Raw genomic sequence first — 18,731 nt, forward strand, 5'->3', positions numbered from 1 at the left:
AGTCAGATCTCTTTCGGCTCGTCGATGATGCTGACATGGGCAGCGACGACGCGCCAGCCCTCCGGGAAGCGAATCCAGGTCTGCATCTGTCGGCCGACCTTGCCGGGTGCCGTATCGCGGTAGAACAGCGTGGAGGCGACCGCCGTGTCGCGGCCATAGCTCGAGATCACCGTCTTGGCCGTGCGCCTGATGAGACCGACCGGCGAGCGGCCGGCGCGGAAGCCGGAGATCGCCTCATAGCCATAAAGATTCTCGCCGATGCCGTAGCGCAGCGTACGGGGATCGTTGCGGAAGAGCTCGCCGAGCACGGCGACGTCGTTGCTGATGAGGGCCTGCTCATAGCGCTCGAACGCGGCTTTGACTTCCGCGATCACGTCGGGGAGATCGATCTCCATCTCGAATTCCTCTTAAAGTCCCCTTGGGCTGGGCGCGGCGACGACACCCATCTTTTCCAATGCGTAGGCGACGCGGAGCGCAATGTCCTCGCGCCAGGGTGCTGCTATGATCTGCACACCGATCGGCAGCGGCTCGAGCGGCACCGGCACCGCGACCACGGGCAGGCCGACGAACGAGATCGGCTGGGTGTGGATACCGATATTGGCACGCAACGGCAGCTCGACGCCGTCGAGATTGAAATTCACCTGGCCGAGCTTTGGCGCGGTGCATGGTGTTGCGGGCGCGATCAGCACGTCGACGGATTTGAATATCTCGGCGAGCTGCGCGCGATACCAGCGGCGAAATTTCTGCGCGCGGTCGACCAGTGCGGCCGGCACCATGGCGCCGGCGATCAGCCGGTCGCGCACGGCGGGATCAAAATCGTTCGGGCGCTTGCGCAGTCGATCGAGATGCAGCGAGGCACCTTCAGTGGTGGTGATGACGTAAGCGGCTGCGCGAGCCCGCGAGGCTTCGGGCACGTCGACGACCTTGGTCGCGCCAAGCGCCTTGGCGACACGACTGACGGCTTCGACAGCTTCGGGAAACACGTTCTTCTGAAAGTGACCGTCTGCGATCGCGATGCGCAGATCCGAGATCGGATTGGCGATCAGCGGCAGCGTCGGCTCGAGGCCGCGCGTGGTGCAGGCAGCATCGTCGGTATCGGGCCCCTGCATCGCGTCATAGGCGAGCGCGAGATCGGTGACATCGCGTGCGAACGGCCCGAGATGATCGAGGCTCGCCACGAACGGGAACGAGCGTGCCCGTGACAGCCGGCCATAGGTCGGCTTCAAACCAAAAATGCCGCAGAACGAGGAGGGCACGCGGATAGAGCCGTTGGTGTCCGAGCCGAGCGCAATCGGAACCAGCGCGCCGCCGACGGCGCTGCCTGAGCCGCCGGAGGAGCCGCCGGTCATCCGCGTCGTATCATGCGGATTGCGCGAGGGGCCGTCGTGAACGTTCTCGCCTGTGAAATCGTAGGCGTATTCGCCCATGTTGAGTGCGCCGACGAGAACGGCCCCGGCTAACTCCATGCGCTCAATCAACGTGGCGTCGCGCTTGGCAGGTGCGAGGTCGCGGTTGATCTTCGAACCGGCGCGGGTCGGCAGACCCGCAACGTCGAACAGATTCTTCACCGCGAAGGGCACGCCGGCGAGCGGGCCGACGGTCTTGCCGGCGGCGATGTCGGCATCGATGGCGCGCGCTTTCGCACGGGCACGATCGGCGGTAACATCGGTGAAGGAATTAAGGATGGTGTCGTGTTGCTTGATGCGCGCGAGCGCGGCCTCGGTGGCATCGAGCGCGGACATCTTGCCCCCGCTCACCGCTTTCGCGATGTCGGCGGCCGTCATCTCTGGCTTCGTGGTCATGGCAGCATCAGGCCGTGAAGATCGGCGCCGGCTCGGTCTCGTCCGGCAGCGCGAATTCGTCGACCAGGCGGGCGAGCCGCAGCGAGACTTCGAGATTGGCGCGCACCGCGGGCCGCCAGGCGTCCTCGACCGGCAGCGCCAGCGCTTTCGATACGGCATCGATATAATCGTCCAGCGGTTCGGCCATCACGCTCCCAACAATCTCTCAATGCACCGGCAGCGGCGGATGCGGGATCGCCGTCAGCAGCTCCTTGGTGTAGTCGTCGTGCGGATCGCTCAACACCCTCTCGGAAGTGCCCTCTTCCACGATTCGACCCGTCCGCATCACAATGACACGATCGCACAACAAGCGCACTACATTCAAATCATGCGAGACGAACAGATAGCTCATACCTAGCCGCGTCTTGAGATCCTGGAGCAGATTCAGAACGACGGCCTGCACCGAGACGTCCAGCGCCGCCGTGGGCTCGTCCAGGATGACCAGCTTGGGGTGCAGCGCGATCGCCCGGGCGATGCCGACGCGGGCCTTCTGGCCGCCGGAGAGCTGATGCGGGAAGCGATCCAGCAGATTGTGTGGCAGGCCGACCATGGTGGCCAGCTCTTCGCAGCGGGCGCGGAGCGCATCGCGCCTCTTGATGTCGCCCAGTCGCATGATCGGATCGGCGATGGCACGCGCGGCTGTGAAGCGCGGATTGAGGCTGTCGGTCGGATCCTGGAACACCATCTGGATGCGGCTGCGCTGCGGCAGGCGGGCGAAGGCGGATGGCGCGATGCCGCCGATGTCTTCGCCGTCGAACTGGATCAGGCCGGAGGTCTGATCCACGAGCCGCATCACCATCATCGACGTGGTCGATTTGCCGCAGCCGGATTCGCCGACGAGGCCAACGCTCTCGCCGTGGCCGATCGAGAAGCTGATTCCGTCGACGGCGCGGAATACATCCGGCTCCAGCGGCGGCTTGCGGCTGAACAGTTTTCCGAGCGTGGCCGTAGCGCCCTGGCGGGGATATTCCTTGACCAGCTTGTCGATGATGAGGAGGGGCTGGTCCTTCTCCCTCGCCCCGCTTGTGCGCGTGTCGGCCTCTCCCCGCACGTGGGGAGAGGCAAAGGTCTCTTCCTCCGGCAACAGATCCCGCAAGGACACACCCAGCCGCGGCGTCGCGCGCATCAGCTTCCTGGTGTAGGGGTGCTGCGGCCTCGCGAAGATGTCGGCGGCCTTGGCGGTCTCGACGACGCGGCCCTTCTCCATCACCACGACGCGGTCGCAATAGGCGGCAGCTAAGCCGAGGTCGTGGGTGATCAGGATGGTCGACATTCCGCGCCGCCTGGTCAGCTCGACGATCAGGTCCATCACCGCCTTTTGCGTGGTGACATCCAATCCGGTGGTCGGCTCGTCCGCGATCAAGAGCTGCGGATTGCAGGCGAGCGCCAGCGCGATGACCACGCGCTGACACATGCCGCCCGAGAGCTCGAACGGATAGGCGTGATAGCGCTCGCGCGGGCGGGCGATCTTGACCTGCTCCAGCGCCTCGATCGCCTTCTCGCCGTGGTCGGCAACCTGAGCCTGCTGCACATGGGTGCGCAGGACGTCCTCGATCTGATCGCCGACCTTGCGGATCGGGTTCAGCGCCGCCCGCGGGTTCTGGAAGATCATCGAGACTTCGCGGCCGCGCAGATCGCGCATCTGGCCTTCGCTCGCGGCCTTGACGTCGATGCCGGAGAACATCACCGAGCCCTCGGCGATCCGCCCGGCACGGTCGAGGATGCGCATCACCGCATAGGACGTCGCCGACTTGCCGGAGCCGGACTCGCCGACGATCGCGAGCGTCTCGCCCTTGGCGACGGAGATGTTGACGTGCTGCACGGCTTTGACGATGCCGCGCCGGGTGGTGAATTCGACGGTCAGGTCCTGGACGTCGAGCAGCGGTGGGGCGGTCATGCAGGCCCCCCATCGCTCACAAAGTCGAAAACAACCCCATGCACAGTAGAAGCGGCATTGGATTCATTGGAGAATTCTTGCCGGACGCCAACGACCATCACGTCCTCCGCTGGGGATCGACGATGTCGCGCAGGCCGTCGCCGAGCAGGTTGAAGCAGAACACGGCGATCATCAGCGCGAGGCCGGGAAACAGCGCGATCCACCATTCCCCTGAGACCATGAAGCCAGCACCCTCGGCGACCATGATGCCCCATTCGGCGGTGGGTGGACGAACGCCGAGGCCGATGAAGGACAGGCCCGCGGCATTCAGAATCGCGTAGCCCATGGTCAGCGACATCTGCACGATCATGATCGGCATGATGTTCGGCAGAATGTGCACCAGGAGGATACGGAACTCGCCATTGCCTGACAGCCGCGCGGCCTGCACGAAGCCGGCGTTGCGGCGGACATTGGCCTCGGCGCGCGCGACGCGCGCGTAGAGCGGGAAATTCACGATCGCGGTGGCGAGGATGATGTTCTGCACGGTGTTGCCGAGCGCGGCGACGATGCCCATGGCGAGCACGAACAGCGGAAAGGCCATGATGGTGTCGGCGATGCGGCCGACGATGCGATCGGTCCAGCCGCCGAAATAGCCGGCCGCAATGCCGGCGAGGCCGCCCATCAGGAACACCAGCACGACGGAGGCGACCGCGATGAAGGTATCTAGCCGCGTCGCCACCACGACGCGGCTGAAGATGTCGCGCCCGAGCTGGTCGGTGCCGAACCAGTGCGCCGCCGACGGCGGCTTCAAAGCCGCTGCGGTGTCCGAGGCGAGCGGATCATAGGGCACTACATAGGGGCCGAAGATCGCGGCGATGAGGATCAGGATCAGCAACGCGAAGGCAAAGCCGGTGACTTTGTTCTCGCCCAGCACGTAGCGGGTTTGTTCGAGGATCGCAGTGAACCCGGAGGTACGGGCAGGACTGGCGGGTTCAACGGCAGGCGCAACGGTACTCATTGAGACCCCCTACCCTTCCAACCGGACGCGCGGATCGATCACGCCGTACAAGATGTCGATCACGAGATTGAGCAGCACGTACATCACGGCCATCGTCAACACGAAGCCCTGCACCGGAGCGAAGTCCGAGGAGATCAGCGCTTCCACCGCGTAGGAGCCGATGCCGGGCCAGGCGAAGACTTTTTCCACCAGCACGTTGGCCCCGAGCAGGAACGAGAACACCATGCTCAGCGTGGTGATCACGGGCAACATGGCGTTGCGGAAGGCGTAGGTGACGATGACGGTCGTCGGCGACAGGCCGCTGGCGCGCGCGGTGCGGACGAATTCGGACGCCAGCACCGCCAGCATCGAGGCGCGCGTCATGCGCGCGATCGGCGCCAGCGAGAAGATCGCGAGCGTCGTCGCCGGCAGGATCAGCTGGCTGAGCGCCGAGCGAAAGGCCTCGACGTCGCGCGCGAGCAGCGTGTCGATCAGATAGAAGCCCGTCACCGTCGGCGGCGCGCTGTAGAACACGTCCAACCGGCCGAGCGGCGCGGGCGACCAGCCGAGCCGGAAATAAAAGACGTAGACCAGCACCAGGCCAGTGAAGAACACCGGCAGCGACACGCCGGCCGTGGTCGTGACGCGGCAGAGATGATCGATCCACGAGCCTGGCCGCGTGGCCGCGAGCACGCCGAGCGGAATGGCGATGACGATGGAGACGATGAGGCCGAGCAGGGTCAATTCAGCCGACGCAGGCAGGCGGTTGCGGATCTCGGCCGCGACCGGCTGGCCTGTCGTCAGCGAGTTGCCGAAATCGCCATGGGCGAGGTCGTTGGTGTAGCGGAAGAACTGCTCGATCAGCGGCTTGTCGAGACCGAGTTTCTTGCGGATCTGCTCGACCGCTTCCTTGGTCGCCGCGGGGCCTGCGAAATACGCGGCGGGATCGCCCGGCAGCGCGCGCGTCAGCAGGAAGGTGACGATGACGACCCCGATCAGCGAGGGAATCGCGAACATCAGGCGCTTGCCGATCATGGTGAGCATGGGATGCTCCGCATGGTGGACAATACTCTCTCGGCACGCGCAGCTATGTTCCCTCCCCCCTTGTGGGGGAGGGCTAGGGAGGGGGGCGGCTCCGGGAGAGGTCGGAGTTCGTGGCTACCCCTCTCCCCAACCCTCCCCCACAAGGGGGGAGGGAGCCTGAAGAGCGTGCTCACCTCACTCACCCCTTCGCCATCGCGCGATAGTCGAGCCTGCGGTGGAACCAGTATTGATAGCCACTGATGTTCTTCTGCATCGCGACGTTGACGAAGGGCTGGTACAGCGGGATGCGCGGGATGTCGGTGTAGGCGAGATCGACGAAGCCTTTGACGTCCGCATCATAGGCCGCGGTGTCGCCGGCGGCGGCCGCGGTGCGCGCGCCGTCGATCAGTCTGTCCATCTCGGCCGACTTGTAGCTCATGGTGTTGAAGACGGAATTGTTGCCGTGATAGCACCAGTAGAAGAAGTATTCGGGGTAATCGAGCCAGCCCGAGAACACGTTGGTGAAGAGCGGCATCTCCTTCTTGTTCAACTCGGTGCGCCAGTTGGCGCCGGGCACCTTGTTGATGGTGGCCTTGATGCCGATTTGCGCGAGAGACTCCTGCACCAGCACGCAGAGCGGCTCGTTGACGCCGGCAAAGTTGAGATCGAACGAGATCGTGGTTTCGAAGCCACCGGCGTAACCGGCCTCCGCCATCAGCGCCTTCGCCTTCTCCATGTCGGTGTTGTACTTGTGCGGCTGCGGCCAGGCGACTTCGGTCGGCTTGTCCTGAGGCGCGCCGAACATGGGGTTCGCGAGCCCGAACATCACCGCGTCCATGATCTTCTGATAGGGCAGCGCATAGGCGACCGCCTGGCGAACCTTCGGGTTGTCGAACGGCGGCTTGGTGACGTTCATGCCGATATACTGGATGCCGTTGGAGAACGGCAGCGACACCACGTTGAGCTTGCCGTTGGCCTTCATCTCCTGGAAATCCTTGTTCGGAAGTTCGTAGGAGATGTCGGCATCGCCACGCTCCAGCAGCGCGCGACGGTTGCCGGCCTGTGGCACCATGCGCCAGATCACGCGTTTGATCTTCGGCAGCGGACCGCAGACCCAGTCGTCATTGCGCTCCATGATCACTTCGGTGCCGGCGGTCCACTTCGTCACCTTGTAGGCGCCGGAGCCCGCCGTCTGCTGCTTGGTGAACTCGAGCCCCCAAGGGTCCTTCTCACTGGAGTTCTTCTTCACCAGTTCGGAGTTGACGATGCAGGGCACGATCACGGCGAGGTCGGGGATCGTCAGCCGATCCTTCTTCAGGAAGTCGACCCGGACGGTGTAGTCGTCGATCACGACGAACTGCTCCGGCTTGGTCAGCGAGCCCGCACTCATCTGGAAGGTCGGGAAACCGCCGACGCTGACCGCACGGTCGAGCGACCATTTCACGTCCTTGGCGGTGACGGGCGTGCCGTCGTGGAATTTGGCGTTCTTGCGCAGCTTGAAGGTGACCGACATGTCGTCGATCTTGAAATCCTCGGCGAGCTCGCCCTTGAACTTGTCACGATCGTAATAGGGCACGCCGCCGGGGCCGCTCTTCATCTCGTGGCTGATCAGGCGGTCGTAGCAATTCCAGGAAACCTCATAGCCCGGCACGTTGGTGCCGACGCCATGGATGTCGAGATTGTTGGGACCGCCTTCCGAGACGATCAGCAGTGTCTCCGAGCGCGCATCGGCATAGGCCGAGGAGATCACTTGCGGCACCGTCGGAAGCGCTGCGCCGGCGGCCAATCCGGACACGGACTTGAGAAAATCGCGACGCTTCATGAAATCGCTCCAACACAAACGTTTTTGGTTGGAACGGGGATCGCAAGGTTCGTGCCAAGGTTTATTGGAGACCTGAAGGCCGCATAAGCCTCTGATAAGCAACGAACATACGAGCATTTCCGATTACAGGGATGACCGCAATCAAACCTGAAAATTGCATACAAAGATGCGACATTGATCAAATATTAAGCAGACGCACTAGGGAGCCCGATTTATCGCCACCTCCTTCGGGCGCCTCATCCACGGGCTGGCCCCTGGAGAGGATCGGGGTCGTGCAACAAACTCCTCATTGCGAGCGTAGCGAAGCAATCCAGAGTCTCTCCGCTGAAGCAGCCTGGATTGCTTCACTGGGCTCGCAATGACGGCTGGCGCTGTCACTCCGCCCAGATCAGATCCTGCAATTCCACGAGATCGCCGGCCTTGTCCTGCCAGCCCTCGATGCAGATGTGGCTGTTGAGATCGCTGGCATGGTGCAGCAGCATCAAGGCCATCAGGCGCCGCTTCAGCGCGAAATCGGGCTTCGCGTAGCCGAACCCTTCCAGCAGGCTGCGCACCCTCCCCGGCCAGCCCGCGGCCATGAAGGCGCTCGGGCCCAGCAGATCGTAATCGCGCCAGCCGGCGCGGACGTCGCCGAAGTCGAACAGGCCGGCGAGCGACCATTGATCGTCGTGACAGGCGAGCAGGAAGTTTTCCGGAATGTATTCGCCGATCAGGATCACCGGCGGCGCGTCCATCGGGATCACCGTCGCGGCATCGCGCAAGAGGTCATCGAGGCCTTCGAGGAATTTCGGTGCAAGGCCTAGTCGGGTGTGCCGTGCCTTGCAGCCTTGCATCTGCGCGCGCATGAACGCATCCCAGCGCGGCTCGATCTCTGCGAGCGGCCCGAGCGGCGCGCGCTGCACGGCGGCGATGGTCTCGCCGATCTGGCGCAGCACGCGATCCTTCTCGGCCTCCGGCAATGAAGGCCAGACCTCCGAACCGAGCGTGCCTGTGAGGCGCGTGATGACGAGATAGGGCCAGCCGTCGCGCTCCCCCTCCGCGATGATCTCGGGGATCGGCAGATGCAGCCGGCCAGCAAGCTGCTTCAAGGAGCCGCGCTCCGAGACAAATTGCGCGCGCAGCAGCGGCGGGAAGATTTTCAGGATCAGATGATCGCCGAGCCCGACCACGAGATTGGTGCCGGTCGAGAACACATGAGACGAAGCGACGTCGAGGCCGTGGCTGCGCGCGATGTCGAGGGCGATCGGGAGCCATTGCTGGGGCTGGGAACGCCAGGCGCGAAAGGCCTTGGGGTCGGCGAAAGTCGGCAATGAAGCGGTAGTCATCGCTGCAAACCAAGCAAACGGTGCACCTCTCCCGCTTGCGGGAGAGGTCGGCGCAACGCGCCGGGTGAGGGCTTTCTCCTCTGGGGGGCTCTCGCGAGTGGAGACACCCTCTCCCCAACCCTCCCCCGCACGCGGGGGAGGGAGCGCACCGTGCTCGCGGCCACAGCTACGCTCATTCGTAACATTACCGGTCCGGGCTTGCGCGCTCGAACTGGCGCAGCAGCTTGTTGCCGCGCTCGACGGCGGAATCGAGCGCGGCTTGGGCGCTCTTGTGGCCGGCAAAGGCCTGCTCGAGCTCATCCTCGATCGCGCCGCGGATCAGCACGAAGGAGCCGAGCCGGATGCCTTTCGAGTTCTCGGTCGGCGGATGCAGCGTGATCTCCTCGAACGAGATCGAAAAGCCGGGATTGCGATCGTAGAAGCCTTGCGCGCGCGTCAGCTCGAAGGCGGCGCGGGTCACCGGCAGATATCCGGTGTTCTGGTGCCAGGCGGCCTGCACGCCGGGCTGCGACAGATAGGCGAAGAAGCGCGCCACACCCTTGTATTCCTCGCGCGGCCTGTCGCGCAGCACCCACAGCGTGGCGCCACCGATAATGGAGTTCTGCGGCGCGCCCGCAATTTCGGGCCAATACGGCATCATGCCGTAGCCGACCTCGAATTTCGAATTCGCCTTGATGTCGGCGCGCGTCGCCGAGGAGCCGATGAAGATGCCGCATTCGCCGTTCTGGAAGCGCGGCTCGGCCGCCTGCCCGCGCCCGCTATAGTCGAACAGTTTCGTCTTTTGCCATTCGGCGAGCTGGGCGACGTGCTTGACGAGGACCGGATTGTTGATGGTCAGTTCGGCATCGAGGCCGGCAAAACCGTTGGCGCGCGTGGCCAGCGGCAGATTGTGAAACGCCGAAAAATTCTCGACATGGATCCAGGACGGCCAGGACGTGGTGAAGCCGCAGACCGCGCCGCGTTCGCGCAGGCGTTTTGCCGCGGCGCCGAGCTCGGGCCAGGTCTTCGGCGGCGCCTCGGCATCGAGGCCGGCGTCGCGGAACATGGTCTTGTTGTAATAGAGGATCGGCGTCGACGAGTTGAACGGAAACGACAACAGATTGCCTGATGCGTCGGTGTAATAGCCGGAGACCGCCGGAAGGTAATCGTTGAGCGAGAACGGCTCACCCATGTCGCGCATCATGCTGTGGACCGGATAGATCGCACCCTTCGCCGCGGTCATGGTGGCGGTGGCGACCTCGTTGACCTGAACGATGGCGGGCTGGCTGCGCGAGCGGAAGGCGAAGATCGCAGCCGTCACCGTCTCGGTGTAGTTGCCCTTGTAAGCAGGTACGATCCGGTAGTCGGACTGGGAGGCGTTGAAGTCGGAAGCGAGCTTTTCGAGTTGCTTGCCGAGCTCGCCCGACATCGCGTGCCACCAGGCGATGTCCGTGGTCGCGCGCGCCTCACAGCTCAAGGCGACGGCCAAAGTGGCGGCGGCGACCTGCAAAAGGCGCAAACGTGAAATCACAATGGCTCTTCCCGGATCACGCGGTAAAAGGCGACCGCACCCTGCTTAAGGCGCGCCACTTCCGGTTTCAACCAGGAATGAAGGCCGGCCGCGCCGCACAATCGCGCCACGGGCGGACCGGGATGGCCTTCCCTTTACCATCTGCTGGAGCCCCGTTCCGACCGGAACGGGGCTCCAGATTCTCAGTTTGACGCGTTTTCTTTACGCGAACCGGTATCCACTTCGCTTGAAAACGCTTTAGATTGCATTGAACCTTTTGGTCCCGCCATAGACTCCATCACCGAGGGGTTGAGTGTGCCAGTGCTGAACCGTGCCGAACTCTCGCGGACCGGGGTGATCTTCGTCGCGCTTCTGCTCGCGATCTGCGCGACGAGCGCAGTCGCGCGCGAATTCCGCGCCGCCGACACCCAGACCGAGGACTACCCGACCGTCCAGGCGCTGCGCTACATGGGCGCGCTGATCGCCGAGCGCACCAAGGGCCGCCACGAGATCAAGGTATTTCACTCCCGCCAGCTCGGCGAGGAGAAGGAGACGATCGAACAGACCCGCGCCGGCGCGATCGACCTCAACCGGACCAACGTTGCCCTGATCGGCAACTTCGTCCCGGCGATGAATGTGCTCGCCATGCCGTTCCTGTTCCGATCCATCGAGCACATGCAGAAGGTGCTGGACGGACCTGTTGGCCGGGAGATTCTCGACAGCTTCGAACCCTATGGCTTCGTCGGGCTCTGCTTCTACGATTCCGGCGCGCGCTCGATCTACAATGCCGTACGCCCCGTGAAGAGCCTTGCCGACCTCAAGGGATTGCGGATCCGGGTGCAGCAATCGGAGTTGATGAGCGAGATGATCCGCGCACTCGGCGCCGAGCCGGTCGAATTGCCCTATGGGCAGGTGCTGACAGGGCTCGCGACCCATCTGATCGACGGCGCGGAAAACAACTGGCCCTCCTTCGTGACCACGGACCATTACAAATATGCCGGCTACTACACGCTCACCGAGCACACGATGAGCCCCGAGGTGCTGGTGATCTCGCTCAAGGCCTGGCGCAGCCTGTCGGCCGAGGACCAGACCATCTTCAGGGAGGCCGCGCTGCGCTCCAGCCGGTTCATGCGCGAGAAATGGCGCGACCTCGAAGAGCAGTCGCAGCACAAGGCGGAGGCCGCCGGCATCACCGTGACCAGAGATATCGACCGCAAGCCGTTCGAAGACGCCATGGCGCCTGTTTACGCCAAGGCGGCGCAGGACCCCGCTGCGGCGGCGCTGATCGAACGCATTCGCAAGGTGGAGTGACGCTGCTTTGATCGCGCCCGGCACCAGCGAGATCGCGGAACGGCCACCCGGCCCAATCGGGCGGCTCCGCGCGCGCCTTGTCGGCCTGCTGCGGGCTGTGCCGATCCGCTGGCGCATCCTGTCGATCGCGGCGCTGAACTCCGCCGTGGTGATCGTGCTGGTGGCGATGATCTGGAACGGCGCGCAGGTGCTGGGCTCGGCCTGGGACGACGTCCGCCAGGTGCGCGAATCCGACCGGATCCTGGCGCTGCTCGAAAGCGAGACCGGGCGGCTCCAGAACCTGATCCACCGCTACATCAATCAACCGAGCCCGGACCTGTTCGCCGAGATCCTGCTGCTGCGCGAGGCCGTGCTGGGCACGCTGACCGACCGCGCCGCCAAGGACCCGATGCTGTCTGGGTCGGTCGAGGAGCTGGAGCGCACCACCGACCGCTTCCTCAACGGCTTCGGCGAGCTGCGCACCGTGCAGGCCACCATCGCCAAGACCTACGAGGAGCAGGTGCAGGGCCCGGCCAGGGACATGGCAGGCCTCTATTCGATCATCGAGGGCGCCACCGGCCATCGCGACGCGCTGATCTGGCCCTCGCTCGGCAAGTCGCGCGAGGCCTTCACCGCGATGCTGGTCGCGGCCAATTCCTATTACCTGTCGCTGTCGCCTGGTGCGGCCGACGATGCACGCCGCAACACCGAGACGATCGAGAAGACCATTCCCGTGATGATCGATCTCGCCGACAACGATCTTCAGAAGATGGCGCTGCAAAAGCTCGGCGCCCGTACCGCCGCGTTGCGCGAAGGCTTTGCCAAGCTCAGCGAGCAGCTCACCAACCGCACCGAACTCTTGCGCAACACCATCGACGCCAGCCAGGCCGAGGCGATCGGGGCGATCGACGACCTCTCGACCAAGATGCGCCAGCGCGAGCAGAAGGCGCAGGAGACCTTCGACCGCACGCTGGCGGACATCTCTCGCCGCGTGCTGTCGATCGCGGTGATCTTTCTCGGCATCATCCTCTCCGCCGGCGTACTGATCGCACTCTCGATCCGGCTGCCGTTGCAGCAGATCATGACGGCGATGCGCGCGATCACGCTCGGCGATCTCGGTCGCGAGGTGCAGGGCACCGGGGCGCGCGACGAGGTCGGGGCCATGGCGCGCGCGGTGGAAGTGTTCCGCGAGAATGCGATCGCCAAGCGCAAGACCGAGGACGAGCTGCGCGCATCCAAGGAAAAGGCCGAGAGCGCGCTGCTCGAGCTCAACACCGCGCAGCAGAACCTGATCGACGCCGAGCGGCTCGCGGCGCTCGGCGGCCTCGTCGCGGGCGTCGCGCATGAGGTCAACAACCCGATCGGCATCAGCCTGACGGTGGCCTCGAGTCTTGCGAGGCGCAGCGAGATCTTCGAGGCCCAGCTCAGGGGCGAGGGCGGCTTGCGCCGCTCGCAGCTGGAGGAGTTCGTGCAGTCCTCGCGCGACGCCTCGCAGCAGCTGGTCGCCAACCTGCAACGCGCCGGCGAGCTGATCCAGTCGTTCAAGCAGGTCGCGGTCGACCGCTCCCATGCCGAGCGGCGGCAATTCTCGCTCGGCGAAGCCACCGACCAGATCATCGCGAGCCTCCGGCCGGTGCTGAAGCGTTCGCCGATCACGCTGCAAGTCGACGTGCCCGAGGGGCTCCTGCTGGACGGCTATCCCGGCTCCTATGGCCAGATCCTGACCAATCTCTTCCTCAACGCCGCCAATCACGCCTTTGCCGACGGCCGGGCCGGCACCATCACGATCTCGGCCCGGCCGCGCGGCACCGACGATATCGAGATCATTTTCGCCGACGACGGGGCCGGCATGACCCCCGACGTGCAACGGCAGGCCTTTGACCCATTCTTTACCACCAGGCGCAATGAAGGTGGGACGGGACTGGGCTTGCATATCGTCTATAACCTTGTCACCCAGCAGCTCGGCGGGCGGATGATGCTGGAATCCAAGCTGGGACAAGGCACGACTTTCCGGATTATCATGCCGCGGATCGCCAAGGGCGGCGCGCAAAGCACTGAAAGCGACGGGACTTCTCAATGGCCGAACAGGACGATGTCCTCCACCTGATCGACGACACCGGTACCGCGTCGGAGGATCTGGACGCCCGGAAATGGAAGATCGCCGTCATCGACGACGATCCGGCCGTGCATGACGGCACCCGCTTCGCGCTGTCCGACTACAACCTCAACGGCCTTGGCCTCGAAATCCTCTCGGCCCATTCCGCGGCGGAAGGTCGCAAGCTGATGGCCGAGCACAACGACATCGCCGCGGTGCTGCTCGACGTCATCATGGAGACCGACGTCGCCGGCCTCGAGCTGGTCGAATACATCCGCAACGTGCTCAAGAACGAGACGGTGCGCATCATCCTGCGCACCGGCCAGCCCGGCCAGGCGCCGGAGCGGCGCGTCATCGTCCAGTACGACATCAACGACTACAAGGCCAAGACCGAGCTGACCGCCGACAAGCTGTTCACCTCGCTGACCGCGGCGCTGCGCTCCTACCAGCAGCTCGAGCGCATGGTGCAGACGCGGCGCGGGCTCGAGATCATCATCGATGCGGCCTCGACGCTGTACGACTTCAAGTCGATGCAGCGGCTCGCCGAGGGCGTGCTGACCCAGCTCGCCTCGCTGCTCAATGTCGACTGCGCCGGCATCCTGGTGCTGCGCGACAATGGCGGCATGGACGCCGAGCTCTCGGTGCTCGCCGGCAGCGGCTGCTACAGCCGCTTCATCGGCACGACCTCGTCGAAGGCGCTCGACCCCGACCTGCGGGCGATGGTGGAAGCCGCCTTCCAGGGCCGCAAGAATGAATTCGCCGACCATCGCAGCGTGATCTATTTGCGCACCGGCTCCGGCCGCGAGGTCGTGGTGCTGCTGCAGTCCGAGCGCGATCTGTCCGAGACCGACCGCTCGCTGGTCGAGATCTTCTCCTCCAGGCTCTCGATCGCGTTCGACAACGTGATCCTCTACCAGCAGCTCCAGGAGGCAAACACCCAGCTGGAAGACCGCGTCGCCCAGCGCACCCGCGCGCTGATGCAGGCCAACCGGCGCCTCTCGGCGCAATGGCTGCGGTTGCAGCGCGCCAACGGCTTCAAGAACGAGATCCTCGGCACCGTCGCGCACGATCTGAAGAACCCGCTCGGCGTCATCCTCGGCCGCACCGAGATGCTGAAGGAGCTGATCTCGACCGGCGCCTCCTCGTCAGGCGTGGTCGCCCAGGTCGATCATATCAGAGACGCCACCAAGCGCCTGACCACGATGGTCGATCATCTGATCTCGGATGCGATGGCGGATGCCTTCGACATCACCATCCGCCGCGAGCCGGTCGACGTCGCGACGCTCGTGAAAGAGGTTGCCGAGGCCAACCAGCCGCTCGCGGTCAACAAGCAGCAGACGATCAGCGTCAGCGCGCCGGCCAACATCGTCACGATGTGCGACACCGACCGGATCCGCGAGGCGATCGACAATCTCATCAGCAACGCCATCAAATATTCTCCGATCGGCGGCAAGATCTTCGTCGCCGTCAGCCATGATGACGGCGACACCACCGTCCGCGTCAGCGACGAGGGCGCCGGCCTGTCGCCGGAAGATCTCGGCCGCCTGTTCGGCCGATTCCAGCGGCTGTCAGCCAAGCCGACCGCGGGCGAGAGCTCGACGGGGCTTGGGCTCTCCATCGTCAAGCGTATTATCGACATGCATGGCGGCGAGGTGACGGCCGAGAGCGAAGGTCCCGGCAAGGGATCGACCTTCACCATCACCCTGCCCGCGACCGATATGCCGTGATTCAAGTCCTGAGATCTGAGTGACATGACCCAAAGCCAGCACATCATGATCGTCGACGACGAGGCCCCGGCCCGGGAGATGGTCGGCGATTACCTCAAGATGCACGGTTTCACCGTGACGCTGTGCGACGGCGGCAAGAGTCTGCGCGCCGCGATCGACGGCGGCATGCCCGACCTCGTCGTGCTCGACCTCAACATGCCCGAGGAAGACGGCCTCTCGATCATCCGCGACCTCAAGAGCCGCACCAACGTTCCCGTCATCATGCTGACGGCGACCGCGAGCCCGATCGACCGCGTCGTCGGCCTCGAGCTCGGCGCCGACGATTACGTGGCAAAGCCCTGCGAGCTGCGCGAGCTGATGGCGCGCATCCGCTCCGTCTTACGGCGGAGCGTGCCGGCGAAGACCGCAAGTACTGACGCAGCGCCGGCGAAATCGGACAAGGACCAGCAACTGGTACGGTTCGGGACGAAGTGGCTCGACCTCGAAGCCCAGGCGCTGCGCGACGACGAGGGCAACGAGCATCCGCTGACGGCGTCCGAGTTCGGGCTGCTGAAAGTGTTCGCGGCCAATCCGAAGCGGGTGCTGTCGCGCGAGCGCCTCTTGGAATTGGCCAATGCGCGCGACGCCGAGGCGTTCGACCGCGCCGTCGACCTGCGCATCATGCGCATCCGCCGCAAAATCGAGCCCGACCCGACCAAGCCCGCCGTGATCCGCACCATCCGCGGCGGCGGCTATCTGTTCTCGCCGCAGGGCGAGAAGGCGTAGGGACAGTAGGGGCCATAGGGTGGCCCGGCCAAACGCAAGTCCCGGAAATTGGTTCCTCCCAGTCCAAATCCGCAGGACCGCATTTTCCGCACTTTGAAATTCCACGCTTTTTTGGCCCGAATGTTTCGTCGCGGCGTGGCCGACGAAACAATTTAGCGGCGCACGAAACCATTTTCCGCTTTTCGTGCAGACGTCCCGAAACGTTGGCTCATTAACACTTCGGTCCAAGGAAACGCCGCTCGGTTGCGGCGCACCGGGGAGCCAAGTCAATGCGGAACGTCATCGCCATCAACGCCCAGGCCAGTCAGAGCATCATTGCCGCTCAGGCGACTTCGGACGACATGCTTCTGGAAAGCATTGCCGACGGCAACCGGACGTCCATGCACATCCTCTATTGCCGGCACAATGTGCGAGTCTACCGTTTCATCCTGCGCATCGTGCGCGATGCCACCACCGCGGAAGATCTGGTCAGCCAGGTGTTTCTGGACGTGTGGCGGACCGCCGGCCAATTCCAGGGCCGCTCGCAGGTGTCGACCTGGCTGCTCTCGATCGCCCGCTTCAAGGCGCTGACCGCGATGCGCCAGCGCCGGTTCGAGGACATCGACCAGGAAGACGTGCGCCAGATTCCTGATAGCTGCGACACGCCCGAGACCTCGCTCGACCGCAGCGACACCAGCGCCATCCTGCGCGCCTGCGTCGCAAAACTGTCGCCCGCGCATCGGGAGATCATCACCCTCGTCTACTACCATGAGAAGTCGGTGGAGGAGGTCGGACAGATCATCGGCATCCCCCAGAGCACGGTGAAGACGCGGATGTTCTACGCCCGCAAGCAGCTGGCCGGTCTGCTTAAGGGTTGCGGGGTCGACCGCTTCGCCGCGTGAAGTCAACGATTTCAAGGGGATAGGGCCGGATTTCCGGCCCCATCCCGGGACACGAAAGCGTTACCGCCGACGAAACAAATGAAACAAAGCACAACATCAGGCGGAAAAACTTCGTCCCTATAAAGCTCACATACGGTTTTGCTTAAACCTCCCAAGGACCTCCAACGACCCGGACGGGATGCCCCCCTCCGGGTCGTTCTGTATGTGGGCGCCCGTCACGAGCGCGTGACGGCGCGTAACGACGGGTGCGTCGGGCGCGAACTGCCCTCGTGACCTCCATCACGAGTGCCCCATGCTCGAGCTTTTCTTCGCCATCCTCGCCGGCATCCTCACCATCGCCGCGCCCTGCACGCTGCCGATGCTGCCGATCCTGCTCGGCGCCTCGATCGGTCGGACGTCGCAGCTACGGCCGGCGATGATCGCGCTCGGCTTCGTCGTCTCGTTCTCATCGGTGGCGCTGCTGCTCGGCGCGCTGACGCAGGCATTCGATATCGATCCGAACGTGCTGCGCGAGGCCGCCGCGATCCTGCTGCTCGGCTTCGGCCTGTTGATGCTGTGGCCGGCGCCGTTCGAATGGCTTTCGATCCGGCTCAATGGCTGGCTCAATCTCGGCAACGCCGGCGGCGCGCAACGCGAGGGCGCGCTCGGCGGCCTCGTGCTCGGCACCACGCTCGGCCTGGTCTGGACGCCCTGCGCCGGCCCCGTGCTCGGCTCGATCCTGACGCTGGTCGCGACGTCGAAGAATCTGGCCTGGGCCGGCACGCTGCTGATCGCCTACGCGATCGGTGCTGCGATCCCGATGCTGGCGATCGCCTATGGCGGTCAGGCCGCGACCACGCGCGTGCGCAGCCTGGCGCGGATCTCGCCGCTGATACAGCAGGGTTTTGGCGTGGTCGTGATCGCCTTCGCGCTCGCCGCCTATTTCCAATACGACACGCTGATCGTGGCGTGGCTCACCTCGATCTATCCCATCGGCCAGATCGGCCTGTGATGGCTTCACCTCAACGGAGAACACGACCATGACTTTCAAACTGCTCGCCGTGGCCGCCGCGCTGATCGGCGTCTCTGTCACCGGCGCTGTCATCCCCGGCCTCTGCGACGAGGCGATTCAAGCTGCGCCGGTCAAGGTCGCGGCCGCGAGCGAGGCGGCGACCGCGCCCGATTTCGCCGGCATCAGCAACTGGTTCAACTCGAAGCCGCTTCATATGGCCGACCTCCGCGGCAAGGTCGTGCTGGTCGACTTCTGGACCTATGGCTGCGTCAACTGTGTCAACACGCTGCCGCACGTCACCGACCTCTATGCCAAGTACAAGGACAAGGGCCTCGTCGTGGTCGGCGTGCACACGCCGGAATTCCCGTTCGAGCGGTCAGCCTCCAACGTGCAGGCCGCGCTGAAGCGCCACGGCATCACCTATCCGGTGGCGCAGGACAACGAGTCCAGGACCTGGAACGCCTACCGCAACCAATATTGGCCGGCGCAATACATCATCGACCAGAGCGGCAAGATCGTGTTCCAGCACGAAGGCGAAGGCCGCTATGACGAGATCGACCGCACCGTGGCCAAGCTGCTGAACGCCAGTAGCTGATTGCGAGTCAGCGG

The 18,731-nt window shown here is 64.5% G+C and carries 16 protein-coding genes; 7 read left to right on the plus strand and 9 right to left on the minus strand.

Features of this window, described 5'->3' with window-relative positions:
* Positions 1–2: 2 nt before the first annotated feature.
* From hpxZ to ugpB, 9 genes are all read right to left on the minus strand, one after another.
* Positions 3–395, minus strand: coding sequence for an oxalurate catabolism protein HpxZ (hpxZ, locus tag X265_RS34745; RefSeq protein ID WP_128968923.1), 393 nt, complete (start codon positions 393–395; stop codon positions 3–5).
* 12 nt (positions 396–407) lie between these two features.
* On the minus strand, positions 408–1,802 hold the full coding sequence (locus tag X265_RS34750) for an AtzE family amidohydrolase (protein WP_164938942.1): 1,395 nt from the start codon (positions 1,800–1,802) through the stop codon (positions 408–410).
* 7 nt (positions 1,803–1,809) lie between these two features.
* Complete coding sequence (locus X265_RS34755) at positions 1,810–1,989, minus strand: DUF4089 domain-containing protein (protein ID WP_164938943.1); 180 nt, start codon at positions 1,987–1,989, stop codon at positions 1,810–1,812.
* Positions 1,990–2,007: 18 nt separating this feature from the next.
* A complete protein-coding gene (locus X265_RS34760) occupies positions 2,008–3,738 on the minus strand; it encodes a dipeptide ABC transporter ATP-binding protein (RefSeq protein ID WP_128968925.1) in 1,731 nt (576 codons plus the stop codon).
* Between the two features lie 97 nt (positions 3,739–3,835).
* Entirely contained in the window at positions 3,836–4,735 is a 900-nt protein-coding gene (locus X265_RS34765; protein WP_128968926.1) for an ABC transporter permease, read from the minus strand.
* Positions 4,736–4,744: 9 nt separating this feature from the next.
* Positions 4,745–5,758 (minus strand): ABC transporter permease, encoded by a 1,014-nt coding sequence (locus X265_RS34770; RefSeq protein WP_128968927.1) that lies wholly within the window; start codon positions 5,756–5,758, stop codon positions 4,745–4,747.
* A gap of 178 nt (positions 5,759–5,936) precedes the next feature.
* Positions 5,937–7,559 (minus strand): ABC transporter substrate-binding protein, encoded by a 1,623-nt coding sequence (locus X265_RS34775; protein ID WP_128968928.1) that lies wholly within the window; start codon positions 7,557–7,559, stop codon positions 5,937–5,939.
* Positions 7,560–7,933: 374 nt separating this feature from the next.
* Entirely contained in the window at positions 7,934–8,884 is a 951-nt protein-coding gene (locus tag X265_RS34780; protein ID WP_128969517.1) for an aminoglycoside phosphotransferase family protein, read from the minus strand.
* A gap of 184 nt (positions 8,885–9,068) precedes the next feature.
* Positions 9,069–10,394: a sn-glycerol-3-phosphate ABC transporter substrate-binding protein UgpB gene (gene ugpB, locus X265_RS34790; protein WP_164938944.1), complete on the minus strand. Its 1,326-nt coding sequence runs from the start codon at positions 10,392–10,394 to the stop codon at positions 9,069–9,071.
* Positions 10,395–10,688: 294 nt separating this feature from the next.
* Here ugpB and X265_RS34795 point away from each other — a divergent pair, with 294 nt between their 5' ends.
* From X265_RS34795 to X265_RS34825, 7 genes are all read left to right on the plus strand, one after another.
* Positions 10,689–11,684, plus strand: coding sequence for a TRAP transporter substrate-binding protein (locus X265_RS34795; RefSeq protein ID WP_128968930.1), 996 nt, complete (start codon positions 10,689–10,691; stop codon positions 11,682–11,684).
* A gap of 55 nt (positions 11,685–11,739) precedes the next feature.
* On the plus strand, positions 11,740–13,770 hold the full coding sequence (locus X265_RS34800) for a sensor histidine kinase (RefSeq protein ID WP_164939077.1): 2,031 nt from the start codon (positions 11,740–11,742) through the stop codon (positions 13,768–13,770).
* Positions 13,740–15,485: an ATP-binding response regulator gene (locus tag X265_RS34805; protein WP_128968931.1), complete on the plus strand. Its 1,746-nt coding sequence runs from the start codon at positions 13,740–13,742 to the stop codon at positions 15,483–15,485. The genes X265_RS34800 and X265_RS34805 overlap by 31 nt, the downstream gene beginning before the upstream one ends.
* Before the next feature lie 24 nt (positions 15,486–15,509).
* The gene (locus X265_RS34810; RefSeq protein ID WP_128968932.1) at positions 15,510–16,250 is read left to right on the plus strand and encodes a response regulator; all 741 of its coding nucleotides are present in this window, start codon (positions 15,510–15,512) and stop codon (positions 16,248–16,250) included.
* 269 nt (positions 16,251–16,519) lie between these two features.
* Positions 16,520–17,131, plus strand: a complete 612-nt coding sequence (locus tag X265_RS34815; RefSeq protein ID WP_128968933.1) for a sigma-70 family RNA polymerase sigma factor — start codon at positions 16,520–16,522, stop codon at positions 17,129–17,131.
* Between the two features lie 292 nt (positions 17,132–17,423).
* The gene (locus X265_RS34820) at positions 17,424–18,122 is read left to right on the plus strand and encodes a cytochrome c biogenesis CcdA family protein (RefSeq protein WP_128968934.1); all 699 of its coding nucleotides are present in this window, start codon (positions 17,424–17,426) and stop codon (positions 18,120–18,122) included.
* 28 nt (positions 18,123–18,150) lie between these two features.
* Positions 18,151–18,717 (plus strand): thioredoxin family protein, encoded by a 567-nt coding sequence (locus X265_RS34825; RefSeq protein WP_128968935.1) that lies wholly within the window; start codon positions 18,151–18,153, stop codon positions 18,715–18,717.
* Positions 18,718–18,731 lie beyond the last annotated feature (14 nt).

The sequence above is a fragment of the Bradyrhizobium guangdongense genome (assembly GCF_004114975.1).
Lineage (GTDB): Bacteria > Pseudomonadota > Alphaproteobacteria > Rhizobiales > Xanthobacteraceae > Bradyrhizobium > Bradyrhizobium guangdongense.

Coding starts and splice junctions, on each gene's coding strand:
- X265_RS34750 (WP_164938942.1), bottom strand. CDS start 1,802: ATGACCACGAAGCCAGAGATGACGGCCGCCGACATCGCGAAAGCGGTG.
- X265_RS34760 (WP_128968925.1), bottom strand. CDS start 3,738: ATGACCGCCCCACCGCTGCTCGACGTCCAGGACCTGACCGTCGAATTC.
- X265_RS34805 (WP_128968931.1), top strand. CDS start 13,740: ATGGCCGAACAGGACGATGTCCTCCACCTGATCGACGACACCGGTACC.
- hpxZ (WP_128968923.1), bottom strand. CDS start 395: ATGGAGATCGATCTCCCCGACGTGATCGCGGAAGTCAAAGCCGCGTTC.
- X265_RS34770 (WP_128968927.1), bottom strand. CDS start 5,758: ATGCTCACCATGATCGGCAAGCGCCTGATGTTCGCGATTCCCTCGCTG.
- X265_RS34825 (WP_128968935.1), top strand. CDS start 18,151: ATGACTTTCAAACTGCTCGCCGTGGCCGCCGCGCTGATCGGCGTCTCT.
- X265_RS34780 (WP_128969517.1), bottom strand. CDS start 8,884: ATGACTACCGCTTCATTGCCGACTTTCGCCGACCCCAAGGCCTTTCGC.
- X265_RS34815 (WP_128968933.1), top strand. CDS start 16,520: ATGCGGAACGTCATCGCCATCAACGCCCAGGCCAGTCAGAGCATCATT.
- X265_RS34820 (WP_128968934.1), top strand. CDS start 17,424: ATGCTCGAGCTTTTCTTCGCCATCCTCGCCGGCATCCTCACCATCGCC.
- X265_RS34765 (WP_128968926.1), bottom strand. CDS start 4,735: ATGAGTACCGTTGCGCCTGCCGTTGAACCCGCCAGTCCTGCCCGTACC.
- X265_RS34810 (WP_128968932.1), top strand. CDS start 15,510: ATGACCCAAAGCCAGCACATCATGATCGTCGACGACGAGGCCCCGGCC.
- X265_RS34775 (WP_128968928.1), bottom strand. CDS start 7,559: ATGAAGCGTCGCGATTTTCTCAAGTCCGTGTCCGGATTGGCCGCCGGC.
- X265_RS34755 (WP_164938943.1), bottom strand. CDS start 1,989: ATGGCCGAACCGCTGGACGATTATATCGATGCCGTATCGAAAGCGCTG.